Raw genomic sequence first — 23808 nt, forward strand, 5'->3', positions numbered from 1 at the left:
AGAGAAAGCGGAACGCAGCGACCGCGCCTTCAGGACGCTCACCGCGGCGATAGGAACGGAATGATCATCGGCACGCGGCGGCAATAAGCGCCGTAGGCGTCTTCGCCGAGTTCCTTGGACAGAAACACCTCTTCCATCCGGCCCTTCTGCCACATGCCGAGCGAGATCAGGATGGCGCCGAGGATCGTCGTTACGAGGCCGATCGCGATGCCGGTGACGAGCATGCCTGCAATCAGTCCCGTGTAGATCGGGTGACGCACGATGCCGTAGGGGCCAGTGTCGATAACGCGGTGGTCCTCCTTGTGGGTGATGGTGTTGGACCAGAATTTTCCGAGATGCAGCCGGCCCCACCAGGCGAAGGCGATGCCGGCGGCCGAGAGGACCGCGGCGATGTAGATGCCGGTGTTGCCGAGCACCCAGAGCGGCTTCCAGCCCAGGACCTGTGCAACCCACGGCGTGTACAGGATTCCGCCGACCAGGATCGGCAGGCGATAGCGCTGCGACTCCAGCGTCATGACCTGCTTCTGGGTGCGGCCCTGCCAGAACGAGGCGCCGACCCAGCTGGCGAGAAAGGCGAGCCAGATCAAGGCCAGGAGTTCGGTCGGCCAGGTCGTGGTCCAGCCACCCCAGGCCACGGAGAGAAGCTTGCTGAAATCGAAGGACATGAAGGTTCTTTGCGTTTGGGCGGAGGCCTTAGCTCGCGCGCGAGGAAAGCGCGTGATGCTCGATGGCGCCGGAGGGCCGCTGGCCGTTGCGGGCGAGCAGATGGGTGATGGTTTCGCGCAAGACCGGTTCGATCGGGCGCGGCGCGTAGCCGAGCTCGGTGCGCGCCTTGCCGATCGAGAGGTCGCTCGCGGCAAGCGCGATGCGCACGCCCTCGGCGGTGCCGTTGGGCGGCCGGCGCGTGATGCGATCGGAGATGGATTCGAGCATGATCGCGGAGAGCTCGGCGATCTTGCCGGGCACGACGACCGGGAACTGCCGGCGGCCGCTCATCGCCGACATCATCCGCAGGATGTTGCCGAGCGGGACGCAGTCGCCGCCGAGGATGTAGCGCTGGCCGATGCGGCCGCGCTCCATGGTCAGCACAAGGCCCATCGCGACGTCGCGGACATCGACGAGATTGACCAGGAAGTTGAGATGCGGCTGCACCTTCTTCTGGAGGAAGTACCACAGCATTGCGGTCGGCGGCGTCAGGTTGTGGTCGGCGGCGCCGATCGGCATGGTCGGCGTGCCGATCACGAGCGGAAAGCCCGCGGCCGCCGCCTTCGCGGCGTGGTGCTCGGCGAGCGACTTCGACCGCGTATAGGCGCCGGGCATCGCATCGGCCGGCTGCAGCGCCTCTTCGGCGGCAACGCCGTTGAGGTCGGAATAGGGGAACAGGATCGATTCCGTCGAACAGTGCAGGAAGCGCGACACGCCGCGCTTCATCGCCGCGGCAAGCACGATTTCGGTGCCGCGGCAATTGACGTCGTGGAAGTCCTGCTTGTTGGCGACCCACATGCCGGGCAGGCCGGCGAGGTGATAGACCTGATCGACACCGGCGATCGCCGCGTCCACCGCGGTACCGTCCAGCACCGAGCCGTGGATGTGTTCAACGTCCGCGTTCGCCGCGGCCGGCGCACGGACATCGAGAACGCGTACCCGCTGCCCACGGGCGCGGAGCGCTTCTACGAGATGATGTCCGATGAAGCCGCTGCCACCGGTAACCAGTACGAGAGCCATGCAGAAGGTTTACTGTTTCGCTTCTAGAGCTATCGGGTTGAAAGGGAATTGGTCGGAACAGGCGCCAAAATCGCGGCAAGGTCGCGACGGAAGCCCAGTGCAATGAATAATTTCGCCATGACAAACATCGGTCCAAGCAGGAAATGCGCGGGGTGGTCGACCATCGACGGCTGCCGTTCCTCGAAAACCCTGTGGCCCACGATCTGCGCTGCGACGCCAGATCCGATCAGCAGCGCAAAAATCGACCACATCATGACGATCGAGGCCTGATTGCCGATTGCGGTTGCGACCGAAAGCAGCACGATCATCGCGGCGAGGATGCCGAGCCCAATCCCGGCGTCCAGCATCAGCCAGTAAACCAGCACCGGCAGGGCCGCAACCACGGCCAAGCTCACCTCGATCCCGAAGATGGGAAAACGCACGAGAGTGAGCGGCAGCACGGTGCCGGTGAAGAGCAGGAGGATTCCGACCACGTGCATCGCGCAGTTCCAGGGATCGCGATGATATTCGACGTAATCGGCCAGTTGGCGTTGAAAATAACCAGCCATCTCGGTCTCGTGCAGCATGGGGTCTGGGAAGGGCGAGAACAGGCTATAGCACCTGATAGGGCAGTGCACAAACCGGCTCGCGTGTCGCGCAAAGCATGGCTGTTGCGCTTTCGACAGGCCGCAAAACGGTCGGAACTTCAAAGAGTTCCGTCAGGGGAGGTGATCTCGTTCAGCGCTTCTTGGCGGGCTTTTTCGCCGCAGGCCCAGGCGCCGCAGCTGGATGCGCAGGCGCCTCCTCCGGCACCTTGGCATAGGTCAGGATTTGCAACTGACCGTTGGCGGCCGAGGTCGGCTTGGCCCGGTCGAGAAACTGCTCCTCGCCGAGGCCGATCGGATGCAGCCGCTTGGTCGAGATCTTGAAGGTGTTCACCAGGACGTCACGGATCGCATCGGCGCGTCGCTGGCTCAGGATCGCATTGGCCTCGCGCGTCTTCGCATTGGATTCGACATGGCCGACGATCAGGAACGTGTACGGCAGCAGCGAGGAGTTAACCAGCGCGTCCGCGATGCGGCCGACGGTCTGGTAGGAGGTCGGCTGGATGATCGGCGTGTCGGCGTCGAACTGGATCTGCGCGTTGAAGGCGGGCAGGTTGGCGAGATCAGGCGCGATCAGCGGCCGGTTCACCGGACCCGGATCGTTCTTGATCCTGGCCTTGGCGCGCTCCATCACCTGCTGCTTCAGCGCGGGAAGGTCGACCTCGGCGGCCTGTTCGAAATGGTTCAGCTTGCCGACGATGTCGTCACGCGTCGGCGCCGCCGTCTGCGCGCTTGCTGCGCCCGCGAGCAGGGCCAGGACCTGGACCACGACCAGCGTGATGGCGATTCCGTTCGCGCGCATCACCGATACCCCGCGTCGTCGACGGCCTTCAGGCAGTTGTTGCTGATGCCCTTGGGCGTCGTGACCAGGCAGGGGATCGACTTGCTGGTCTCCTTGGTCGAGCCGCCGCAGACCTTGACGATCTCGCGCTGGCAGGCGTTCGCCACCGTGACGCGCGCGGCGACGCGCTTCTGGATGGCATCGAAGGCGCCGAGATAGTCGCTCTGGCATTGCTGGGAGAGCACGTCGCGGTTGCGGGACAGGCACTCTTTCAGCCGGGTCGAGTCCGGGTTGACGCCGCGGCAATTGGCGACGATTTCCGCGCCGCAGCTCTTGGCCAGGAGCCCGATCGAATCGCCAAAGCTCATGGTCTCCGCCGCCGCAAGCGACGGCATAACCAATGCCAGCAAGATCAGTGTGATGGAGCCCCGGACCATGGGCGCATCTGATACGGGGAAGTTCGCGGTGGTCAAGGGGCGTTCGGGTGAGAACTGTCGAACGTCCGGCCAGTGCGGCGAACAGTCCTCACTCGGCCTCAGGGAGGGGCGGCCATTCGATCAGGGCGACCGTGTGTTTCCTGAGGTCGTCGGCCACAGCAGGGTCGGCCTTGAGCTCGTCCAATGTCCGCGGCGGGGGAAGCTGGCGGCCGTCCGCGCTCAGCTCCTGCGCATAAAATGCGAGCGCCTCGGGCGCACTCTCCAGGGCCTCGTCGACGTCGTCGCCGCCGGAAATGCAGCCCGGCAGGTCGGGAAACCACAAGCCGACGGCGTCGTCCGGGCCTGCGTCCTCGATGATGGCGACGTACTGAGGCATATCAGGCCTCACGCCCGCTGCACAAAACTGTCCACGACCTTCTTCTCGCCGGCCTTGTCGAAGGCGATGGTGAGCTTGTTGCCGTCGATCTTGGTGACGCGGCCGTAGCCGAATTTCTGGTGGAAGACGCGGTCGGAGAGGGAAAATTCCGAGGTGGTGCCGGTGGATTTGGCGACCAGCTCGCCCTCGATCGTCATCGGCCCGCGGCGGCGTGAGGAGAAGCTGCCGAAATCCGGGCCGGATGAGGAGGAGAACGACGAGGCCTGTTCCTCGAAGCCGCCTTGGCCGCCGCCACTGCGGCCGCCGCCCCGGTTGCGGTTGGCCTGGGCGCGCTGCCAGCCCGGGGTCGAATAGGTGGAACCGAACGCCTCCATGTCGTCGAAACGCGAGGCGCCGTAGCCGCCGGTGCCGCCCCAGGCCGAGCCGCCCTTGGATTCCGTGATCTCGACATTGGCGGACGGCAATTCGTCGAGGAAGCGCGACGGGATCGTGGTCGACCAGGTGCCATGGATCCGTCGGTTGGTCGCAAAGTAGATCTTTGCGCGGCGCCTCGCGCGGGTCAGGCCGACATGGCCGAGCCGGCGCTCTTCCTCGAGGCCGGCGCGGCCCTGCTCGTCCAGCGTGCGCTGGCTCGGGAACAGGCCTTCCTCCCAGCCGGGCAGGAACACGTTGTCGAATTCGAGGCCCTTGGCCGAATGCAGCGTCATCAGCGACACCGCGTCCTCGTCGGCGCCGCTGTCGCGGTCCATCACCAGCGAGATGTGCTCGAGGAACCCTTGCAGGTTCTCGAACTCCTCCATCGAGCGCACCAGCTCTTTCAGGTTCTCCAGCCGGCCCGCGGCGTCTGCCGAACGGTCCTTCTGCCACATCTCGGTGTAGCCGCTCTCGTCGAGCACGATCTGGGCGAGATCGGTGTGCGCGGTGACCTCGCGCTGGGCGCGCCAGCGGTCGAACTGGGCGACGACGTCGCGCAAGCTTCCGCGCGCCTTCGGCTTCAGCTCGTCGGTCTCGACCACCGCGCGCGCCGCCTCGAACAGCGGGATGCGGCGCTTGCGGGCGTGGTCGTGGAGCATCTGCACGGTGGCGTCGCCGAGGCCGCGCTTGGGCACATTGACGATGCGCTCGAAGGCGAGGTCGTCGGCCGGTGAGTTGATGACCCGCAGATAAGCCAGCGCGTCGCGGATTTCGGCGCGCTCGTAGAAGCGCGGGCCGCCGATCACGCGGTAGGGCAGGCCAAGCGTGACGAAACGATCTTCGAACTCGCGCATCTGGTAGGAGGCACGCACCAGGATCGCGATCTCGTTGAGCTTGTCGCCCTGGCGCTGGATCTGCTCGATCTCCTCGCCGATGCCGCGGGCTTCCTCTTCCGAATCCCACGAGCCGGTGACGGTGACCTTCTCGCCGTCATGGTCCTCGGTGCGCAACGTCTTGCCGAGCCGGCCTTCGTTGTGCGCGATCAGATGCGAGGCGGCGGCGAGGATGTGGCCGGTCGAGCGGTAATTGCGCTCGAGGCGAATGACCTTGGCGCCGGGGAAATCGTGGTCGAAGCGCAGGATGTTGTCGACCTCGGCGCCGCGCCAGCCATAGATCGACTGGTCGTCGTCGCCGACGCAGCAGATGTTTTTGACGTGGGGCGTCTGCTCCCTCGCCCCGCTTGCGGGGTCGCGACGAGCTTCGCTCGCGCTGAGAGCGTCGGGGTGAGGGGCTGTCTCCACGAGTTCAGTCTGCGGAGAGTCCCCCTCACCCGCATCGCTTTGCGATGCGACCTCTCCCCGCACGCGGGGAGAGGTGAAGGAGGGAGACGTCGGCGCCTGCGACAGCAGCCGCAGCCACAGATATTGCGCGACGTTGGTGTCCTGATATTCGTCGACCAGGATGAATTTGAAGCGCTGCTGGTATTGCCGCAGGATGTCCGGATGCTCGCGGAAGATCCGGATGTCCTCGAGCAGCAGATCGCCGAAATCGGCGGCGTTCAGGATCTTCAGCCGCTCCTGGTAGCTCGCATAGAGCTTGCCGCCCTTGCCGTTGGCGAACACGGCGGCTTCGCCTGACGGCACCTGCGACGGCGTCAGGCCGCGGTTCTTCCAGCCGTCGATCAGGCCGGCCAGCATGCGTGCCGGCCAGCGCTTGTCGTCGATATTGTCGGCCTGGAGCAGCTGCTTGAGCAGCCGCACCTGGTCATCGGTGTCGAGCACGGTGAAGTTCGACTTGAGCTGCGCCAGCTCGGCATGGGTGCGCAGGATGCGGCCGCCGATGGAGTGGAAGGTGCCGAGCCACGGCATGCCCTCGACCGCATGGCCGAGCATCTGGCCGAGCCGATGCTTCATCTCGCGCGCGGCCTTGTTGGTGAAGGTCACCGACAGGATCTCGGCGGGGCGGGCGCGGCCCTGGCTGAGGATGTGGGCGATGCGCGTGGTCAGCACGCGCGTCTTGCCGGTGCCGGCGCCGGCCAGCACCAGAACCGGGCCGTCCAGCGTCTCCACGGCGTCGCGCTGCTCGGGATTGAGCCCGGACAGATATTTCGGGCCCACGGAGGCGCGCGCACGCGCGGCGATGCCGCCGGCTGCGGGCTGGTGGTCGGGTACGCTGGTGATCTTGCTCGGCTCGGTCATGCGAATCATTGGCCCCACGATGGCACCGCGGGGTGGTGGAAGGGAGCCTTCTTAACAGGGATTGCTGCCTATATGGGGCGCCGGGGCGAGGTTTTCCACGTGCGCGGCGGGCTGATTTGTTCCATCGGCGAGGGCGAATTTCCAGCTTGCGTGGGCCGGAACCATCGTTCCCGCGTCGAGATTGTCTGGACAGGTGGCGCGGCCAGCCGCGCCGACGCAGACAGACATCAAGACGAGGGTTTGACCATGCTAGGCTGGGTTGTGACGTTTCTGGTTATCGCACTGATCGCCGGCATCCTGGGCTTCGGCGGCATCGCCGGCGCCTCGATCGAGATCGCCAAGATCATCTTCTTCATCGCGGTCGTGCTGTTCCTGGTCTCGGCCGTGGTGGGCCTTGCCCGCGGCCGCAACAGGATATAGCGCGGTCTGATGGGTGCATGATCTTACCGGAAAACCGCTTCACACTTTTCCGGATCATGCACTACCGCTTCGAGGGCATCGCCACGTTCCGGCCGATGCCCTCGGGCCGCGGCACGGCGCCGTGGGCGCCCACGACGGCTGCGATGCGCTGCCGGATATCGGGCGGAAAGGCCGCCACCTTTCGCGAGCCCATGTCGATGTGGAGCGACATGTTTTCGGAGGTCGCCGACAGCCAGCCTTCGGTCGCGTGCCGCAACTCCTGGAACGTATGCAGCCGCTTGTCGTCGGCTTCGAGCAGCCAGACCGACACCTGCACGGGATCGCCGAGGTGGATTTCGCGCAGATACCGCACATGGCATTCGGCAGTGAAGGTCGAGCCGCCTCGCTCCTTCATGTAGCCCGGCCCGATCCCGAGCTGTAACCACATCTGGTCGATCGCGCGGTCGAACATCACGTTGTAATAGGCCATGTTGAGATGGCCGTTATAGTCGATCCATTGCGGCTCGATCTGCATGATCGACGAGCGGAACGGCTCGGCAGCGGCGGTCTCCGGCATGTGTCTTTCCTGCTATGCGCGCGGTCGCTTGACTTGACCGGTCAGATGTCCTTTGCCACGGTTCTTCTGTCGGGAGGAATGTCCGTGGGTACGACCATCACCAATAATCCGCCGCGGGTCGAGCCGAAAGCCCTCGCAAGCGCGCTGGAGCAGCTTGCCGCACGGTTCGGCAACCGCCTCATCACCTCGCAGGCCGTTCGCGAGCAGCACGGCCATACCACCACGTGGATCGTCAACCAGCCGCCGGACGGCGTGGTGATGGCGCAGGAGACCGCCGACATCCAGGACGTGGTGCGGATCTGCGCCAGGAACCGCGTGCCCGTCATCGCCTTCGGCACCGGCACCTCGCTCGAGGGCCAGGTCAACGCGCCCGCCGGCGGCATCTCGATCGACCTGCGCGACATGAACAAGGTGCTCGCGGTGCATGCCGAGGATCTCGACTGCGTGATCCAGCCCGGCGTCACCCGCAAGGCGCTGAACGAGCATCTGCGCGACCAGGGCCTGTTCTTCCCCATCGACCCCGGCGCGGATGCTTCGCTCGGCGGCATGGCCTCGACCCGCGCCTCCGGCACCAACGCGGTGCGCTACGGCACCATGCGCGACAGCGTGCTCGCTTTGAAGGTCGTGCGCGGCGACGGCGAGATCATCACCACAGGCACGCGCGCCAAGAAATCATCCGCCGGCTACGACCTGACGCATCTGTTCGTCGGCGCCGAAGGCACGCTCGGCATCATCTCCGAGCTGACCATTCGCCTGCGCGGAATCCCTGACACGATCGCGGCCGGTGCGGTGTCGTTCGAGACCGTGCACGGGGCATGTCAGGCGGTGATCCTGGCGATCCAGACCGGCATTCCCGTGGCGCGCATCGAGCTGCTCAACGCCGCGCAGGTGAAGGCCTGCAACGCCTATTCGAAGCTGACGCTGCCGGAAACGCCGCTGCTTCTGATGGAATTCCACGGCAGCGAGGTCGAGGTCGGCGAGCAGTCCAAGGCCTTCGGCGAGATCGCAAAGGATTGCGGAGGCGGCGATTTCTCCTGGACCACCAAGCCGGAGGATCGCACCAAGCTGTGGCAGGCGCGGCACGACGCCTATTGGTCGGTGAAGGCGCTGCGGCCCGGCGACAGCATCGGCGTGGTTGCGACCGACGTCTGCGTGCCGATCTCGCGGCTTGCCGATTGCGTCGGCGAGACCGAGGAAGACCTCAAGCGCCTCAACCTGCTGTCGCCGATCGTCGGCCATGTCGGCGACGGCAATTTCCACTGCTCGCTGGTCTGTGACACCAACGATGCCGACGAGATGGCGCGCGGCGAGGAGTTCATGCATCGCCTGGTCGAGCGCGCGCAGGCGATGGACGGCACCTGCACCGGTGAGCACGGCATCGGCCAGGGCAAGCAGAAATATCTCAAGGCGGAACTCGGCCCCGAAGCGCTCGACGCGATGCGGGCGCTGAAAAAGGCGCTCGATCCGCTGAATATCTTCAATCCCGGCAAGATCGTGCCGGAGGCATAGCGCGCGGGCGGCTGCGTCGCGGTCGCGGAACTTTCGGCAGTCAGGCCGGTTCCAATCCCGTCAATTTCCGATGCCTCGATGGCGCGGCTCTGCGGGAGGATGCGATGTTGCGACCTGTCATTGGAATTGCCGTGATGGCGCTTGCCTGCATGCTGGCGGGCACGGCTCTGGGCAAGGGCGGGCACGGTGGCGGCCATGGTGGTGGGCACGGAGGCGGGCATGGCGGCGGCCATCACGGCGGCGGTCATGGTGGTGGTCATCATGGTGGCGGCCATTTTGGCGGTCATGGCTTCGGACACGTGCATGGCGGCGGGCATCATGGCGGGCCCCGCTTCGCAACGGGCGCGCGACATCGCGGCCCGAACTTCGGCCAGATCCGCAATGCGGCCGTCCGTCCTGCGAATTTTCGCAACGCCCTCAACGTGCATTCCAGCGCCTTCCGCAACGGCCGTCTGATCAGCAATCCGGCCGCGCGAGCCCAGATCGCGGCGGCGGCCGCACTCGCCGGCTGGCACGGCGCCAGCAGCGGGTGGTGGCAACATGCGGGCGGCGGTTATGGCTGGGTCGGACCGCTGTTCTGGCCGTTCGCCTACAACGATCTCTACGACTACACGATCTGGGGCGACGGTCTCGGCTTCTGGGGCTACGGCTATCCGGACATCTATGCCGGCATCTTCGGGCCCTATGGCTATAACGGTCTCTCGGCCTATCTGCCGCAGCGGCCGCAGGGACGGCGCCAGGCGCGCGGCGTCCCGCTGGATCGGCTCTGCGGCAGCGACCGCCGCGAAATCGTCGGTCTGCCGATCGACCAGATCGCCGCCGCGGTGCAGCCGACCGAGGCGCAAGGCGCAAGCCTCGACGAACTCGGCAACGCATCGATCCAGGCGTCCGAGATGATCCGCGCGTCCTGCCCGTCGCAGGTCGCGGCGACAGCGCCAGGTCGGCTGACGGCGATGCAGCAGCGCATCGAGGCGATGGAGAAAGCCGTCGATCTCGTTCAGCCCGCCCTCGATCGATTCTACGGCTCGCTCACCGACGAGCAGAAGGCGCGCTTCAATGCGCTGGCCGAGGATCAGCGTCGTGCGACGGCTTCCAACAACACCGGCGGATCGCTGGTCCAGAATTGCGCGACGCCTGCTGCGCTCGATTGGCCCAGCACTGACATCGAGGCGAGGCTTCATCCCAACGACACCCAGCGCGCTGCGCTACAGGTGCTCCAGGATACCAGCGCCAAAGTCAGCGCATCGCTCAAGGCGGCCTGCGAGCCCAGCGACGTGATGACGCCGCCGGCGCGAATGGCGGCGGTTCGCAAGCGGCTCGACACGATGCTCGACGGCGTCAAGTCGGTTCGCGCGGCGCTGGAGGATTTCTACGCCACGCTGAACGACGAGCAGAAGGCGCAGTTCGAGGCCATCGGACCACGTCGGACGCCCTGACTGCATATCGATAATACGTGGCGGAAAAATCGCCTCGCCGATCTCGATCGGCCTCTCTATGCTGGGCGAGGCGGGAGCGCGGAACTACGGCGGCTGGAAGACCATTGGTGACGGGGCGATGAAGTGGTTCGCAAAGCAGAAGCCGGCGGACATCTGGGACGAGACGATCGAAGGACCGCTCGGCGACATCGAGGCCGCCGAGCGCATCCGCGCGATCTGTGACGCCGCGGCCGCGAGCGCGGCCGGTTCGGCGCGCAACGACACGCGCGAAGGTGAGCGCTATGAACGCGCGGCCCAGGTCGCGATGGAAATCGCGATGAAGATCTCCGACGGGCTGATGCGCGATGACGCAGTCCATCGCATCGTCGATCTCTGCATGACAGCGAACGACCTCAAGACCGCGCAAATCCTGTTTCGCGCGATCCATGCCAGCTGGATCCGGGAGACGGTGCAGCGGGATCATCCGACCCTGGCCTAGAGGCGTGTACTCGTAAATCCGGTGTGCCCGGCAACGAGCCAAGTGCCATCGCGCTCTCCGGGCGTCATCGAAGCTGGTGACAAGAAGGCGAATTCCCGCTCACCGGTGGAATTGATCCTCTGCCGGGGTTAGATGGCCGCCTCGGTCTGCGCGTCGAAAACATGAAGCCTGGAAGGCCGCATGGCAACGCGCAGCCTGTCGCCCACCCTCACCCTCGCGGTCGGCTCGACGCTCGCCACCATGATACTCTCGCCGACCTTCATATCGAGCAGGATTTCCGAGCCGAGTTGCTCGACCACCTCAATCACAGCATCGAAGCATGAGTGGCCGAGATCAGCGCTACCCGCCACGGTAAGGTCCTCCGGCCGCACGCCGAGCATGACCTCGCGTCCGATATGGCCGCGCAGCCGCTGCGCGGTCTCGTCCGGCAGCTTGATGCGCAGGCCGGAGTTCTCGGCAATCAGCGATCCGTTCGCCTCGGTCACCGTAACGGCGGCGAAATTCATGGCCGGGGAGCCGATGAAGCCGGCGACGAACTTGTTGGCGGGCTGATTGTACAGTTCGAGCGGCTCCCCCACTTGCTGGACCACGCCGTCTTTCATGACGACGACCCGGTCACCCAGCGTCATGGCCTCGACCTGATCGTGGGTAACGTAAATGGCGGTGGTGCCGAGACGGAGATGCAGTTTCTTGAGCTCAACGCGCATCTGTACCCGCAGCTTGGCATCGAGGTTCGACAGCGGCTCGTCGAACAGGAACACGCGGGGGTGACGCACAATGGCACGACCCAACGCCACGCGCTGGCGCTGGCCGCCGGACAGCTGGCGCGGCTTGCGCGTTAGCAATTCACCGATGCCGAGGATGTCGGCCGCCTCCCGCACGCGCTTGTCAATCTCGGGCTTTTCGAATTTGCGCATCTTCAGGCCAAACGCCATGTTGTCGTGCACGCTCATGTGCGGGTACAGGGCGTAGTTCTGGAACACCATGGCGATGTCGCGGTCCATCGGCGCCAATTCATTGACCACGTTTCCGTCGATGGAAATGTCGCCGGAACTGATCGCTTCAAGCCCGGCGATCATTCTCAGCGTCGTGGTCTTGCCGCAGCCGGACGGTCCGACGAACACCACGAACTCCTTGTCGCGGATCTGCAGATTGACGTCTTTGACAGCGTGCACGCTGTCGTAGAACTTGTTGATCCCCTTGAGGACGACCTGGCCCATTCGCTCCACCCGCCTTCCGCATGCCCACTTTCCTGATGATCCGGGGTGCTGTCAGCCCTTCACCGATCCAGTCAGTCCTGCGACGTAGTGCTCGACGAAAAACGAATAGGCGATAGCAACCGGGATCGATCCGAGCAGGGCGCCAGCCATCAGCGGTCCCCAGAAGAATACATCGCCGCGGATCAGTTCCGATGTGACGCCGACCGGCACGGTCTTCTGTCCAGGCGAGGACAGGAAGACAAGTGCGTAGATGAACTCGTTCCACGACAGGGTGAAAGCGAAGATGCCGGCCGAGAGGATGCCCGGGATCGCCACCGGGATGACGATGTAGAGCATGGCCTGCCAGCGCGAGGCGCCGTCAATGCGCGCGCATTCCTCGAGCTCCTTGGGCACCGCCTTGAAGTAGCCCATCATGAGCCAGGTGCAGAACGGAATGAGAAAGGTCGGATAGGTCAGGATCAATGACCAGGGCGTGTCACCCAGCCGATAGTTGCGGATGATCTCTGCCAGCGGAATGAAGAGCAGCGTTTGAGGCACCAGATAGGTGATGAAGATGCCGGTGCCCAGGCTGCCTGCAAATGGAAAGTTCAGCCGCGAGAGAGCATAGCCGGCGAACACGCCGCACACGAGCGAGATGGCGGTTGACGCGAGCGCGATGAACGTCGTGTTCCACAGCCACGATGCAAACAGCGTCTCCTCGAACAGGTACCTGACATGGTCCCAGGTCGGGTTCCAGGTCCAGAACGGATTGTAGTTGATCGAATTCCAGGGTCGGTAAAGCTCGCCGTCCGGCCGCACCGAAGTGATCACCATCCAGTAGAACGGGAACAGCAGGAAAAGCAGGAACATCGCCATGGGGACGTAGAAGAACGCCCACTTTCGCCACCTTGCGCCCTCGATCATGGCTCAGCGGACCTCCACGCGGCGGATGTAGAGAAGTTGGATGATAACGACCAGAAACAGGACCGGAAACATGGCGAGCGAGATGGCAGCGCCCTCGCTTAGGAGGCCGGTGCCGATGCCGATCTGATAGGCGTAGGTGGCGAACAGGTGCGTTGCATTGGCTGGTCCGCCGCCTGTCATCACATAGACGATCTGGAAGTCGGCGAACGTCTGAATCACCGAGAACAGCACCACGACCATGGTCACGGGCAGCAGCAGGGGCCAGGTGATGTGCCAGAACCGCTGCCACGGCCTGGCACCGTCTATGGCGGCGGCCTCGCTAAGTTCGGGACTGATGGTCTGCAGGCCGGCGAGCAGGCTGATGGCGAAGAATGGCACTCCGCGCCAGATGTTGACGATGATGATCGAGATCATGGCGAGGTCTGGATCGCCAAGCCAATTGATCCGACCGCTGATCAAACCGAGATGGTAGAGGAGCCAATTGAGGACGCTAAATGTCGGGTCGAACATCCACCTCCAGGCGAAAGTCGAGAGCACGGTCGGGATGATGAAGGGCAGCAGGATGAAAGCACGGGTGAAAGCCTTGCCGCGGAAATTCCGGTTGAGCAGCATGGCCAGCCACAGCCCGAGCGCCAGCTTGAAGACGGTGGTTACGCCCGTATAAAGAAACGTGTTGTAGACGGAGGTGCGAAAGATCCCGTCATTGAAGATCTTGTAGAAGTTGGCGAGGCCGACGAACTCGCCTGGAACGCCGACGCGCGAGTTGGTCACCGACAACAAGATGCCGCGCAAGAACGGATAGGCGATGAACGTACCGAGCAGCGCCAGGGTCGGCACCAGCAGCACGAATGCGAGCCAACGCTCGTCCTCAAGCAGCCGGATTCTGGGCCGCGGCGCCTGCGGCATGTAGACTTGGGTCTCGGCGATCGCCATCTCGCTTCACCTCTAAGCGCACGCCAACAGACGCGTCATGCGAAACTTTGATCGCGCCGCCTCACAGAGAGACGGCGCACCGTACAAGTCCGAGACGCGGGGCGCGCGGCAGCCACTTCGCAGCCGTGCGACGTGCTGCGCACGTACTTTCAAGAATAGACCTTCTTGAGTTCGACTTCCGCCCATTTCACGGAATCCTCCGCCGGAGCGCCCTGGATCGCTTTGGCGTACATATCTGTGATGATGTATTTGGTGAGCACTTCGGCAGCCTTCTTGCCTGATGAGGGCAGAGGGTACCCGGGCGTCTGACCCAGGAGGCCGGCGATCTTGAAGGGCGCCATGACCTTGTCCTCTTCCCACAACTTGTGTTTCTCCCATTCGTGGGTCGGCGGTGTCGCGAAACCTTTCTGGGAGACGAACCACGGCTCGTAGTTCGCCTTGGTATGGACCCACTTCAACAACGCCTTCGCACCGTCCTGATTCTTCGAATAGTTCGGAATGACGTGAGAGAAATAGGTGTGCATGGCGAATTGGCCGGCCGGGCCTTTGGGCAACGGCGAGTGCTGGATGTCGGTCTTCAGCTGTGCGCCTTTTTCAGTAATATATTTGTCGGGGTTGCGCAGCGATTCGATGTAGATCGAAGCGCCGTTGAGGGTGGCGCAGATGGTTTGCGACAGGAACGCACGGTTGTTGTTGGTGTCATCCCAGGCAAGCCCGCCCTCGTCGTGGGCTTCCTTCCAGAAAGCCGTCATGAACTTGACGGACTCGATGACCTCTTTCTTGTTGATGTTGACAGTCTTGCCGTCCTTCTCGACCTCAGTGCCGCCCCACGACCACATGTACGGGTAACTGAACGTCGGCGCGTCACCGAACGTGTGGCCGAGCGTCTGACCGATCGGCCGGCCCTGGGCCTTGAGCTTCTTGCCAACCTCGCGATACTTCTCCCAAGTGTCCGGGAAGGTCGATGAGCCGATCTCATCGAACCAGGATTTTCGGTAGGCGATCATGGCGCCGACGATGGTCCACGGCAAAGAGATCCATTTTTGGCCGTCGGCGGAGTTGGACTTGCACAGATCATAATAGCCATCTTCGGCCTCGCTCACACGACCTGCGATGTCGGACAGGTCGATGACGCTCTCCGAATAGATCTGCGGGTGGTTATTGAAGAGCATGATGATGTCGGGACCTGAGCCCGACTGGATCGCCGAGGTGATGCGCGGCTGCAGGTCATTGCCATTCACAGTCTCAAGATTGATCTTGATTCCCAGCGCCTTCTCGGCAGCAGGCAGCAGCTCCTTGCGCAATAGCTGATCGGAAGCTGGCACGAAGTCATTCCAACGCAGCCAGTGTACCGTGGTGCCCTGTGCAAAAACGGGAGCCCTGCCAGTGGCCAGGATGCCGGCCATGCCGCCCACAAGCGCCGTGCCGCCCTTGAGGATGTTACGTCGGGTTACCGTCGTCATGCATTCCTCCCTCGGTGTGTCTGAGCTAATATCCTTTGGCCAGTCTAACGCCGGCCTGGAGTGCCTTTCAGTCTATCGCGCCTCCGTGGCTCAACGCATGCGCCCGCGACAACGTGCGCATTGCATTGGCTCGATGATCCTTTGGTGGCCTTCCACTTGCAGCGCCGGGGTGGCGAGTTCGCCGCGAACCAGGGGGCGTTCTTCGCGGAGCAGCGGCGCGATTGCATCGCACCCAATCGTAACGGCGATACGATCGGCGGCCTGGATCATGTCGGCGCTGCAGCCAGCGCTTGAACCCTACCGTCATAACGATCCCTCCCGCGCAGCGACGGTATAGCCGCGGCCAAGCGGGTTTTCCCCGTCTTATATGAAGTTCGGTACCGGAAGCTGGCGCGACATCATTGTCGCCCGTCGCGGCAGGAAATCAAGTGCTAGCTTTGACGCGGCGGCCATGGGCTCACTCCGCGAACTGGCCGGCGACCAAAAGTATCGCTCCCTTTGGGGCGGCGGACCGAGTGAAGGCGGTGGTTATTTTGCCAGCTTGCGCACGGCCTCATCGACGCTGTGGAAGACGTGTTCGCGGGGCAGGGCGTCGAACAGTCTGAAACGTTCGAACGCGTTCTGCGCGCGCACCGATTCCAGCCGCGCCAGCGCGACGGTGACGCCCTGTTCGCTGCACGCCTTGAAGACGTCGAGCAGGATCTGCGCGGCGGTGAAGTCGATCTCGACCATGCCGCTCGCCTCCAGCACCAGCAGTTGCGGCGTCGAGGTGCCGAGCACCTTGGCCACGTCGCTGCGAAAACCCGGCGCGTTGAGGAAGGACAGCGGCGCCTGGAGCCCAATCACGGCGACGCCGGCGACGCGCTCGCCGGTGATGTGCGGATGCGCCGGCCACCAGATCGTGGTGCCCGGCACGCGCTCGAACTCGACGAGCCGCGCGCGCGTCGTGCTCCAGATGCCGTGCAGCAGCGACAGCACGATGCCGAGGAAGGCGCCCTGCTGGATCGGCAGCACGATGATCAGCGCGGCAGTGGCGACGATCAGCAGGAACTCGCTGAACGATTGCCGGTAGATCATGGCGATCTGCTTCACCCGGATGATCCGCAGCGCCACGAACAGCAGGATGCCGCCGAGCGCGGCGTCCGGAACGTGCTGCAGCAGCCCCGTCCCGAACGCGAGCAGCGCCAGCACGATTGCCCCGGCCGCAAGGCCCGCGAGCTGCGATTGTCCGCCGGTCTCGACAACGATCCCGGTTCGCGGCGGGCTGGCATTGACCGGAAACGCGCCGAACAGGCCGGACAGCACGCTGCCGGCGCCCGCCCCGAGGAAGTCGCGGTCGACATCGGCAGGCTTGTCGGGATCGGACGGGAACGACCGCGTCGTCGCCGCGGTCTGCACCATCACCACGACCGTGATGACGAAGGCGAGCGGCACCAGGCGCACCCATAGCTCCGGTGCCAGGTCAGGCAAGGTCGGCCGCGGCAGCGTGCCCGGCACCGCGCCGACGACGCTGACGCCCTTGCTTTCGAGGCCGAGCGCGATTGTGGCCAGCGTCGCGGCGACGAGCCCGATCAGCGCGCCCGGAATTTTCGCGCTGACCCTCTCGGCGATGAAGACCACGGCGAGCACACCAAGCCCGATGCAGAGCGTGAAGGGGTTCGTGCGGCCGAGTTCGGTCGCGAGCACGCCGATGCGTTCGAGTGTCGGCCCGCTTGGTGATGGAAGCCCGAGCACGCCCGGCAGTTGCGAGACGATGATGTGGACGGAGATGCCGGCGAGGAAGCCGACCATCACCGGCACGGACAGAAGATTGGCGATGCCGCCGAGGCGGAAAGCGCCGCTGGCCAGCATCATCGCGCCGACCATCAGCGCCAGCGCGATCGCAAGCCCCTGATACTCAGGCGAGCCGGTGGCAGCGAGCGCGGCAAGTCCGCCGGCGAAGATCGGCGTGATCGTGGAATCCGCGCCGCAGGACAGGAAGCGGTTGCCGCCGAGCAGCGCGAAACCGAGCGAGCCCGCCATGAACGCGAAGAAGCCGATCTGCGGCGCAAAACCGCCGAGCCGCGCCGTGGCCATCTGCTCGGGGATCGCAATCGCCGCCAGCGTCAGGCCCGCCATGAGGTCGCCGGGCAGGGCATAGGACGCGAGTGACCGGAACAGCGGCCATGAGCTCTTGGCGGGCGCGTCGTGCGGCATCGATATGGAATCCCCGGAAAGGCTGGCGTCAGCAGATCAGCCTACAGTACTTCCGGAAGGCCACAGAAGGCGAAATATCCGCAACTCTCGTGTCCCGGACGCGCTGCAACGCCCAGCGTTGCTGCGCAGAGCCGGGACCCATCGCGCCGCACAGTTCGCTGGTACATGGGCCCCGGCTCTGCAGCGCACCGCACCGGACGATGCGTCGCATCGCCGGGAGCGCTGCGCTCCGTCCGGGGCACGAGAGTTGCTGGCCGCTCACCATCAACAGAAATGTCCGCAGGCAGGGCCTGCGGACATCCATTCGCTTGGTGAACTGGGGCTCAATACCTGCCGCGGTTGTAGTCGCCGCGTCCGTAGCCGCCTCCGCCACGGCCGCCCATACCCATGCCGAGACCAATCCCGACGCCAATTCCGACGCCCACGGCTTCAGGTGGCGGGCCAGGTGGCGGCGCGCGCTCGTAGATCACTTCGTCGGGCGGCGGCCGGCGCGGCTTCGGCGGCGTCTCGACCACCTTTCGCTTCGGCGGCGTGTCGTCGACGCGCTTCTTGATGACGGGCGCCACCGCCGGATTGACCGGCGTTGCCGGTGTCGACGGCGCCGAGCACGGGCAGGTTGGGGCCATTGCGACCGCGACCGGAGCAGGGGCCGCTGCGGCCGCGACCGGCAAGGCATAGTTGCGGTTCTGCACGCGGAGCAGCAGCCGGCGCGCGGTTGCGGCGAGGTCGCTGTTGTCCCAATTCGCCAGATAGGCCTCGAACGAAGCGCGCGTGTTGATGGCGGTGGCGCGCTCCCAGGCCAGCATCTGGCGCCGGCGCTCCAGGATCGTGCGCAGGCGCGGCGTGTAGGAGGCCTGTGCGTAGAGCTCGACATAGGCCTGATACGCCTCGACGGTGTCGTCGGCGATCACCAGCTCATAGGCAGCCTTCGGCTCCTTGCCCTGCAAATCCTTGCGCCAGTCCGCGACGCTGCGCGTGCCGCTGGCGAGTGCCATGGCGGATGCGCCCGGGAGAGCAGGCTGTCCGCCGCTGCTCTCGCCGCCGAAGAACTTGAAGTCGGTCGTCAGCGACGAGCTTTCCCAGGGGATCTGCCGCCCGTCGGTCGATTGCGCCACGGCGATGCGGATGCGCTTGAACACTTCCTCGATCGGCAGGTTGGGCTGCTTGGCGACGGTCAGCGCGGCCGTGGTGTAGGGGCTGTCGACGCCGGAGCCGTCCTCTGCTTCCGCGCCGGGCGAGGTCGAATAGGAGATGAAGGAGCCGGGTGCACCGGCCTTGGTGTCGACGATCGCGAGCCCGTGGCCGGCGCCGCTGAGCGCCGGGAACGGATTGTTGCGGCAGGCGTCGAGCATGAAGATGCGTGCCCGCGTCGGCAGCGCGCCGAGCGTGTTGAGCAGATCGTTCAGCCGTACGCCCTGGAGCGGAATATCGGCCTCGCGCTTGGGATCGAGATCGACCGGCACCAGATAGTTCTCGCCGTCGATCTGGAGGCCGTGGCCGGCATAGAACACCAGTGCGACGGTGTCGGCGCCGCTGGCGCTGACCTTGCCGGCGAAATCGGAGATCGCAGCGCGCATCTCGTTCTGCGCCAAATTGGCCGCCGTGGTGACGGTGAAGCCGGCATTGCCGAGCAGCTCCGTCATGCCCCTGGCGTCGTTGGCTGCGTTGGGCAGCTCCGGCACGGTGCGATAGGCCGATTGACCGATCACGAGTGCGAGCCGCGCCTCGGCGTCGGCGTCCGTCGGTGTCATCAATTGCGCGAGCGCGACAAGGCTGGAGGCAAGAAACAAATTGCGAAGGACTGGACGGCGCATAGTGTCACCTCCATCGGCAATGCGCGCGATGATGTCACCTTTTCTAGGTCGCGGCCACGCGTCTGTCTGTGCACTGGATCACGCAGCAAGCTGCGGCAAAATGGGGCAGGGCGTCTGCCGGAGCCGCCGGGTATCGCTCCGGCGGCATCCATGTGAATTGCGCATTGATCCATGCACCAATTGGATTGATCCCCGCTGTTGCGCGAAGCGTCCTGTCGCACATCGGCCACCAGGCCGATCCGATCGAGAATCCCGGACAAACATGGTTGTTTTGACGGCGCCGATGCCGTCGATGCTCGCGACACGCCGCTTTGCGACGGCCGGCTGCAACCCTTGCCTGCCCCGTCGCTTTGGCCATACAGTCCGCGCAACAGGCCGCGGCAGCGATCTCGGCCGTAAACAAGAATATTCGGGGAGAGACCGCGCCATGACCATCGTGCCCGTGAGCCGTCGCACGTTCATCAAGTCGTCGACGGCGGTTACCGCCGGCCTCGTTCTCTCTCCCGCCATCATCGGTCGCGCCGAAGCGGCGACGCTGAAGCTGAAATGCTCCTCCTCGCTGCCGAACGATCCGAAATACGCCAACGGCCGCGTCTACTACGACAACCTCGTCAAGAACCTGAAGGGCAACGGGCTCGGCGAGCAGGTCGAGGTCGCCTTCTTTCCCGACAACCAGCTCGGGCAGGAGATCGACGTCATCAATTCGGTGAAGCTCGGCGTCATCGACCTCATGGTATCGGGTTCGTCGATCTCCGCCAACCTGGTGCCGCTGGTCGGCACCTTCGATCTCGGCTTTCTGTTCTCGAGCTTCCCGCAGCAGACCAAGGCGTTCGATTCCGGCGCCGCCAAGCCGATCGAGGACGCGCTGCTCAAGAGTGGCAACATCCGCATCATCGCCTGGGCCTATAATTTCGGCTCACGCAGCGTGCTCGCGAGGAAGCCGGTGAAGACGCCGGAGGATCTCGCCGGCCTCAAGATCAGGACGCTGCCGAATCCGGTGATCACGGAATGCCTGCGCCTGATGGGCGCCGCCGCGACGCCCCTGGCCTTCGGCGAGATCTACACGGCGCTCCAGGCCGGCGTGCTCGACGGGCTGGAGCACGATCCGCCGACGATCCTGGCCAGCAAGTTCTTCGAAACGGCAAAATTCTACTCGCTGACGCAGCACAATTTCTCGCCGCTCGCGATCTACTTCAGCGACGTGACCTACAACCGCATGGATCCGAAGCTGCGCGAGGGTTTCCTCGATGCCGCCAAGAAGGCCGCGGCCGACACGCGTGCCCATGGGCTTGCGGTCGAGAAGGAGGCGCTGACGGCTTTGACCGAGAAGGGCGTGACGGTGGCCGAATGCGACCGCGAAGCCTTCAAGAAGCGCGTCGCGCCGCAGCACGAGAACTTCATCAAGGCGCGGCCGGAGTCCAAGCCGGTCATCGACATCATCCGCGCGACGCAAGCTTGAGATGACCAAGTCTGAGATGGCGTTGACAGCCGCCGTGCCCCTCTCGGGCGGCCGCCACGGGAGCATTACGCTGCTGCTTCGCCTCAGCGACGCGATTGCGGCCATCCTCCTGGCCGCCGATCTCGTGGTCGTCTGCGCGTCGGTGCTGCTGCGCTTCTGCTTCAATGCGCCGGTCGAATGGTCTGACGACGTCGCGCGCGGCCTGATGGTCGGCTCGGCCTTCTTCGGCGCAGCGAGCGCGCTCGCGCGTGGCGAGAATGTCGGCGTGTCCTTCTTCCGCGATCTGCTGCCGGTGCGGCTGCGCACGCTGGTCGATGCCGCGAGTGCGCTTCTGGTCGTGCTGATCTCCGGCTATGTCGCCTACAACGCCATCAAGCTGGGATCGTTGACTTCAGGCCAGACCACCGGGTCCGGCCTGCCGCTGGAGCTGACCTTCTACCCGATGGGCATCGGCGCGCTGTTCATGACGGTGTTCGCGATCGACCAGCTCTGCGCGCGGCCGCTGCCCGACATCGTCAGGGGCCTCGTTGCCGTCGTCATCGTCAGCGGCCTCTATCTCGCCTGGGATTATCTGTCGCCGTCCACGGTGCCGTCGGCGGGCACGCTGATGTTTATCGGCTTCTTCGCAACCCTGTTCGGCGGATTGCCGATCGGCTTTGCGCTGGCGCTGGCCGCGCTGATCTTCATCTGGGTCGAAGGCGCGCTGCCCGGCGTGATCTTCGCCCAGCAGATGGCGCGCGGCATCGACAATTTCGTGCTGCTCGCGATTCCCTTCTTCATCCTCGTCGGCTACCTCATGGAAGCCAACGGCATGTCGGTGCGGCTGATCGAGTTGCTACAGCGCGGCGTCGGCCGTATGCGCGGCGGCCTGAATGTCGTGATGGTGGCCTCGATGGTGCTGTTCTCCGGCATCTCGGGCTCGAAGATGGCGGATGTCGCCGCGGTCGGCTCGGTGCTGATCCCGGCGGCGCGACGCTCGAAGCAGAACCCGGGCGGCGCGGTGGCGCTGCTTGCCGCATCCGCGGTGATGGCGGAGACCATTCCGCCCTGCATCAACCTGATCATCCTGGGTTTCGTCGCGAACCTGTCGATCGGCGGCCTGTTCGTCGCGGGGCTGTTGCCGGCGGCGCTGATGGCGCTGGTCCTGATCGCGGTGTCCATCATCTTCGGCAAGCGGCCGGCGGATACCGAGGACGTTGCGCCGCAGATGCCGGTGTCGGGCCTGTGGAGCGGCGCCATCGCCTCGTTCGGCCTGATCTTCATGATCTTCTTCGGCTTCAAGAGCGGATTTGCGACGGCGACGGAGATCTCCGCGTTTGCCGTGGCCTATGCGCTCGTCGTCGGCAGCGTCGTGTTCCGCGAGCTCACCTTTAGGTCGGCCGCACACAGCTTCGTGCAGGGCGCGACGCGCGCGGGGCTCGTGCTGTTCATCGTCGCCGCGGCGCAGTCGCTGGCGTTCACGCTGACCTTGCAGCAGGTGCCGCATGCGGTCGGCGATTTCATGCTGGGACTGTCCAAGACCTCAGGCGTCTGGCTGTTCATCCTGCTCGCGATCGCGGTGCTGATCGTGATGGGCTCGGTGTTGGAAGGCGCGGCCGCGTTGATCATCTTCGGGCCGCTGCTGCTGCCGGTGGCCGTGCAGCTCGGTGTCGATCCCCTGCATTTCGGCGTCGTGCTGGTCATCGCGATGGGCATCGGCCTGTTCGCGCCGCCGCTCGGGCTCGGACTCTACGGCGCCTGCCTGATCGGCAACGTGCCGATCGAGCAGACGGTGAAGCCGATCATGGGCTATCTCGGCCTGTTGTTCCTCTGCCTGCTCGTCATAGCCTTCGTGCCATGGCTCTCGACCGCGCTGCCGCGGGCATTCGGCTATTAAGGGAGTCTCGTCTTGAAAGTGTTGCTCGCCCATACGCCGGAGATGCGTCGCAATTACTACGGCGACCGCAGCCTGAACGGCCTGCGGGCAGCCGCCGAGGTGATCCTGCACGAGAGCGACGATACGCTGGACGCGGTTACCCTCGTGCGTGCGGCGAAAGATGCCGACATTATCGTCGCCGACCGCATGACGGAAGGGCGCGGCGAGATCTTTGCGCAACTGCCGCGCCTGCGTGCCTTCGTCCGCTGTGCCGTCGACATCCGCAACGTCAATGTCGATGCGGCCTCGCAAGCCGGCGTGCTCGTGACGCGGGCCGGTCCCGGCTTCGTGCAGGCGGTGGCCGAGCTTGCGATCGGCTACATGGTCGATCTCTCCCGCGGCGTCTCGCGGGCGACGGCGGATTACCAGGCCGGCCGCGAGGTCGAGGCGCGGATGGGCCGCCAGCTCGCCGGCAGCCGGATCGGCATCATCGGCTATGGCAGCATCGGGCGCTATCTCGCCGAAATCGCCAAGGTGATGCGCATGGAGGTGCTGGTCTCCGATCCCTTCGCTGATGTCAGCGACAGCGCGATCCGACAGGTCAGTCTCGACGAGCTTCTTGGGGCCTCCGACTATGTCGTCTGCCTCGCCATCGCCAACGAGAAGACCGAGAATTTGATCGGCGAGGCGGCGCTGGCGCGCATGCAGAAGTATGCCGTGTTCATCAATCTCTCGCGCGGCAATCTCGTCGACGAGGCTGCGCTGGCACGCGCGCTGCGCGAAAACCGCATCGCCGGCGCGGCGATGGATGTCGGCCGCGCGCCCGACCAGATGCCGAGCCCGGAGCTGGCGAGGCTTCCCAACGTTATCGCGACGCCACATGTCGGCGGGCTGACGCCACAGGCGATCGAATACCAGTCGCTGGAAACGGTGCGGCAGGTCGAAGCGATCGTCAAAGGCGAGGTCCCGCAAGGCGCCGTCAACGCCGACCGCTGGACGCGGCGGCCTTGAAGACTTACTAGCCGACAGCACAGCTCTCTCCGTTCCCTCT

22 protein-coding genes are annotated in these 23808 nt (G+C 64.9%); 8 read left to right on the forward strand and 14 right to left on the reverse strand.

What is annotated here, in order from left to right; all coding sequences use genetic code 11:
* Positions 1 to 38 precede the first annotated feature (38 nt).
* The 7 genes from AB7290_RS10035 to AB7290_RS10065 all read right to left on the reverse strand — a co-directional run bounded on the left by AB7290_RS10035 (position 39) and on the right by AB7290_RS10065 (position 6524).
* The gene (locus tag AB7290_RS10035) at positions 39 to 665 is read right to left on the reverse strand and encodes a methyltransferase family protein (protein WP_063981571.1); all 627 of its coding nucleotides are present in this window, start codon (positions 663 to 665) and stop codon (positions 39 to 41) included.
* Between the two features lie 28 nt (positions 666 to 693).
* Positions 694 to 1725 carry an NAD-dependent epimerase/dehydratase family protein gene (locus AB7290_RS10040; RefSeq protein ID WP_085399500.1) on the reverse strand — a complete coding sequence of 344 codons (1032 nt, stop codon included), beginning with the start codon at positions 1723 to 1725 and terminating at the stop codon, positions 694 to 696.
* Positions 1726 to 1754: 29 nt separating this feature from the next.
* The gene (locus AB7290_RS10045; protein ID WP_441253377.1) at positions 1755 to 2291 is read right to left on the reverse strand and encodes an Mpo1 family 2-hydroxy fatty acid dioxygenase; all 537 of its coding nucleotides are present in this window, start codon (positions 2289 to 2291) and stop codon (positions 1755 to 1757) included.
* A gap of 151 nt (positions 2292 to 2442) precedes the next feature.
* Positions 2443 to 3111 (reverse strand): OmpA family protein, encoded by a 669-nt coding sequence (locus AB7290_RS10050; protein WP_085399498.1) that lies wholly within the window; start codon positions 3109 to 3111, stop codon positions 2443 to 2445.
* On the reverse strand, positions 3111 to 3527 hold the full coding sequence (locus AB7290_RS10055) for a hypothetical protein (RefSeq protein ID WP_085399497.1): 417 nt from the start codon (positions 3525 to 3527) through the stop codon (positions 3111 to 3113). The genes AB7290_RS10050 and AB7290_RS10055 overlap by 1 nt, the downstream gene beginning before the upstream one ends.
* A gap of 88 nt (positions 3528 to 3615) precedes the next feature.
* Positions 3616 to 3903, reverse strand: a complete 288-nt coding sequence (locus AB7290_RS10060; protein WP_085399496.1) for a type II toxin-antitoxin system HicB family antitoxin — start codon at positions 3901 to 3903, stop codon at positions 3616 to 3618.
* A gap of 8 nt (positions 3904 to 3911) precedes the next feature.
* Positions 3912 to 6524, reverse strand: a complete 2613-nt coding sequence (locus AB7290_RS10065; protein ID WP_085399495.1) for an ATP-dependent helicase — start codon at positions 6522 to 6524, stop codon at positions 3912 to 3914.
* A gap of 237 nt (positions 6525 to 6761) precedes the next feature.
* Between AB7290_RS10065 and AB7290_RS10070 the strand changes: the two genes are divergently transcribed.
* Positions 6762 to 6935, forward strand: coding sequence for a DUF1328 domain-containing protein (locus AB7290_RS10070; RefSeq protein ID WP_008556598.1), 174 nt, complete (start codon positions 6762 to 6764; stop codon positions 6933 to 6935).
* A gap of 61 nt (positions 6936 to 6996) precedes the next feature.
* Here AB7290_RS10070 and AB7290_RS10075 read toward each other — a convergent pair whose 3' ends face one another.
* Positions 6997 to 7491 (reverse strand): thioesterase family protein, encoded by a 495-nt coding sequence (locus AB7290_RS10075; RefSeq protein WP_028147665.1) that lies wholly within the window; start codon positions 7489 to 7491, stop codon positions 6997 to 6999.
* An 84-nt stretch (positions 7492 to 7575) separates the two neighbouring features.
* Here AB7290_RS10075 and AB7290_RS10080 point away from each other — a divergent pair, with 84 nt between their 5' ends.
* The 3 genes from AB7290_RS10080 (at position 7576) to AB7290_RS10090 (ending at position 10914) form a co-directional block, all read left to right on the forward strand.
* A complete protein-coding gene (locus AB7290_RS10080; RefSeq protein ID WP_085399524.1) occupies positions 7576 to 9000 on the forward strand; it encodes an FAD-binding oxidoreductase in 1425 nt (474 codons plus the stop codon).
* A gap of 104 nt (positions 9001 to 9104) precedes the next feature.
* Positions 9105 to 10436 (forward strand): Spy/CpxP family protein refolding chaperone, encoded by a 1332-nt coding sequence (locus AB7290_RS10085; protein WP_085399494.1) that lies wholly within the window; start codon positions 9105 to 9107, stop codon positions 10434 to 10436.
* A 118-nt stretch (positions 10437 to 10554) separates the two neighbouring features.
* Positions 10555 to 10914: a hypothetical protein gene (locus AB7290_RS10090; protein WP_085399523.1), complete on the forward strand. Its 360-nt coding sequence runs from the start codon at positions 10555 to 10557 to the stop codon at positions 10912 to 10914.
* 128 nt (positions 10915 to 11042) lie between these two features.
* On the opposite strand, the gene AB7290_RS10095 is transcribed toward AB7290_RS10090, so the two are convergent.
* The 4 genes from AB7290_RS10095 to AB7290_RS10110 form a co-directional block, all read right to left on the reverse strand.
* On the reverse strand, positions 11043 to 12134 hold the full coding sequence (locus tag AB7290_RS10095; protein WP_063981580.1) for an ABC transporter ATP-binding protein: 1092 nt from the start codon (positions 12132 to 12134) through the stop codon (positions 11043 to 11045).
* A 51-nt stretch (positions 12135 to 12185) separates the two neighbouring features.
* A complete protein-coding gene (locus tag AB7290_RS10100; protein WP_085399493.1) occupies positions 12186 to 13037 on the reverse strand; it encodes a carbohydrate ABC transporter permease in 852 nt (283 codons plus the stop codon).
* 3 nt (positions 13038 to 13040) lie between these two features.
* Entirely contained in the window at positions 13041 to 13943 is a 903-nt protein-coding gene (locus tag AB7290_RS10105; protein ID WP_441254523.1) for a carbohydrate ABC transporter permease, read from the reverse strand.
* A gap of 176 nt (positions 13944 to 14119) precedes the next feature.
* Positions 14120 to 15433 (reverse strand): ABC transporter substrate-binding protein, encoded by a 1314-nt coding sequence (locus tag AB7290_RS10110; protein ID WP_063981582.1) that lies wholly within the window; start codon positions 15431 to 15433, stop codon positions 14120 to 14122.
* 120 nt (positions 15434 to 15553) lie between these two features.
* Between AB7290_RS10110 and AB7290_RS10115 the strand changes: the two genes are divergently transcribed.
* Positions 15554 to 15727 (forward strand): hypothetical protein, encoded by a 174-nt coding sequence (locus tag AB7290_RS10115; RefSeq protein ID WP_161495774.1) that lies wholly within the window; start codon positions 15554 to 15556, stop codon positions 15725 to 15727.
* Between the two features lie 234 nt (positions 15728 to 15961).
* On the opposite strand, the gene AB7290_RS10120 is transcribed toward AB7290_RS10115, so the two are convergent.
* A complete protein-coding gene (locus tag AB7290_RS10120; protein ID WP_085399492.1) occupies positions 15962 to 17629 on the reverse strand; it encodes a SulP family inorganic anion transporter in 1668 nt (555 codons plus the stop codon).
* Positions 17630 to 17952: 323 nt separating this feature from the next.
* Entirely contained in the window at positions 17953 to 19443 is a 1491-nt protein-coding gene (locus tag AB7290_RS10125) for a caspase family protein (RefSeq protein ID WP_085399491.1), read from the reverse strand.
* 427 nt (positions 19444 to 19870) lie between these two features.
* On the opposite strand from AB7290_RS10125, the gene AB7290_RS10130 reads away from it, so the two are divergent.
* The 3 genes from AB7290_RS10130 to AB7290_RS10140 are packed head-to-tail and all read left to right on the forward strand — an operon-like array spanning position 19871 to position 23768.
* Positions 19871 to 20902, forward strand: a complete 1032-nt coding sequence (locus AB7290_RS10130) for a TRAP transporter substrate-binding protein (RefSeq protein ID WP_028147675.1) — start codon at positions 19871 to 19873, stop codon at positions 20900 to 20902.
* Position 20903: 1 nt separating this feature from the next.
* Positions 20904 to 22778 carry a TRAP transporter large permease gene (locus tag AB7290_RS10135; RefSeq protein WP_224517443.1) on the forward strand — a complete coding sequence of 625 codons (1875 nt, stop codon included), beginning with the start codon at positions 20904 to 20906 and terminating at the stop codon, positions 22776 to 22778.
* Positions 22779 to 22790: 12 nt separating this feature from the next.
* Complete coding sequence (locus AB7290_RS10140) at positions 22791 to 23768, forward strand: hydroxyacid dehydrogenase (RefSeq protein ID WP_085399490.1); 978 nt, start codon at positions 22791 to 22793, stop codon at positions 23766 to 23768.
* Positions 23769 to 23808: the final 40 nt, after the last annotated feature.

Origin of the sequence: Bradyrhizobium sp. 613_E4_N2_2 (assembly GCF_052075995.1) — a bacterium.
In the GTDB taxonomy this organism is placed as follows: Bacteria; Pseudomonadota; Alphaproteobacteria; order Rhizobiales; family Xanthobacteraceae; genus Bradyrhizobium; species Bradyrhizobium barranii.

Bases quoted from the DNA above. Each gene is read 5' to 3' on its own strand.
- AB7290_RS10035 (WP_063981571.1), bottom strand. From the start codon at position 665: ATGTCCTTCGATTTCAGCAAGCTTCTCTCCGTGGCCTGGGGTGGCTGG.
- AB7290_RS10040 (WP_085399500.1), bottom strand. From the start codon at position 1,725: ATGGCTCTCGTACTGGTTACCGGTGGCAGCGGCTTCATCGGACATCAT.
- AB7290_RS10045 (WP_441253377.1), bottom strand. From the start codon at position 2,291: ATGCTGCACGAGACCGAGATGGCTGGTTATTTTCAACGCCAACTGGCC.
- AB7290_RS10050 (WP_085399498.1), bottom strand. From the start codon at position 3,111: ATGCGCGCGAACGGAATCGCCATCACGCTGGTCGTGGTCCAGGTCCTG.
- AB7290_RS10055 (WP_085399497.1), bottom strand. From the start codon at position 3,527: ATGGTCCGGGGCTCCATCACACTGATCTTGCTGGCATTGGTTATGCCG.
- AB7290_RS10060 (WP_085399496.1), bottom strand. From the start codon at position 3,903: ATGCCTCAGTACGTCGCCATCATCGAGGACGCAGGCCCGGACGACGCC.
- AB7290_RS10065 (WP_085399495.1), bottom strand. From the start codon at position 6,524: ATGATTCGCATGACCGAGCCGAGCAAGATCACCAGCGTACCCGACCAC.
- AB7290_RS10070 (WP_008556598.1), top strand. From the start codon at position 6,762: ATGCTAGGCTGGGTTGTGACGTTTCTGGTTATCGCACTGATCGCCGGC.
- AB7290_RS10075 (WP_028147665.1), bottom strand. From the start codon at position 7,491: ATGCCGGAGACCGCCGCTGCCGAGCCGTTCCGCTCGTCGATCATGCAG.
- AB7290_RS10085 (WP_085399494.1), top strand. From the start codon at position 9,105: ATGTTGCGACCTGTCATTGGAATTGCCGTGATGGCGCTTGCCTGCATG.
- AB7290_RS10090 (WP_085399523.1), top strand. From the start codon at position 10,555: ATGAAGTGGTTCGCAAAGCAGAAGCCGGCGGACATCTGGGACGAGACG.
- AB7290_RS10095 (WP_063981580.1), bottom strand. From the start codon at position 12,134: ATGGGCCAGGTCGTCCTCAAGGGGATCAACAAGTTCTACGACAGCGTG.
- AB7290_RS10100 (WP_085399493.1), bottom strand. From the start codon at position 13,037: ATGATCGAGGGCGCAAGGTGGCGAAAGTGGGCGTTCTTCTACGTCCCC.
- AB7290_RS10105 (WP_441254523.1), bottom strand. From the start codon at position 13,943: ATGCCGCAGGCGCCGCGGCCCAGAATCCGGCTGCTTGAGGACGAGCGT.
- AB7290_RS10110 (WP_063981582.1), bottom strand. From the start codon at position 15,433: ATGACGACGGTAACCCGACGTAACATCCTCAAGGGCGGCACGGCGCTT.
- AB7290_RS10120 (WP_085399492.1), bottom strand. From the start codon at position 17,629: ATGCCGCACGACGCGCCCGCCAAGAGCTCATGGCCGCTGTTCCGGTCA.
- AB7290_RS10125 (WP_085399491.1), bottom strand. From the start codon at position 19,443: ATGCGCCGTCCAGTCCTTCGCAATTTGTTTCTTGCCTCCAGCCTTGTC.
- AB7290_RS10130 (WP_028147675.1), top strand. From the start codon at position 19,871: ATGACCATCGTGCCCGTGAGCCGTCGCACGTTCATCAAGTCGTCGACG.
- AB7290_RS10135 (WP_224517443.1), top strand. From the start codon at position 20,904: ATGACCAAGTCTGAGATGGCGTTGACAGCCGCCGTGCCCCTCTCGGGC.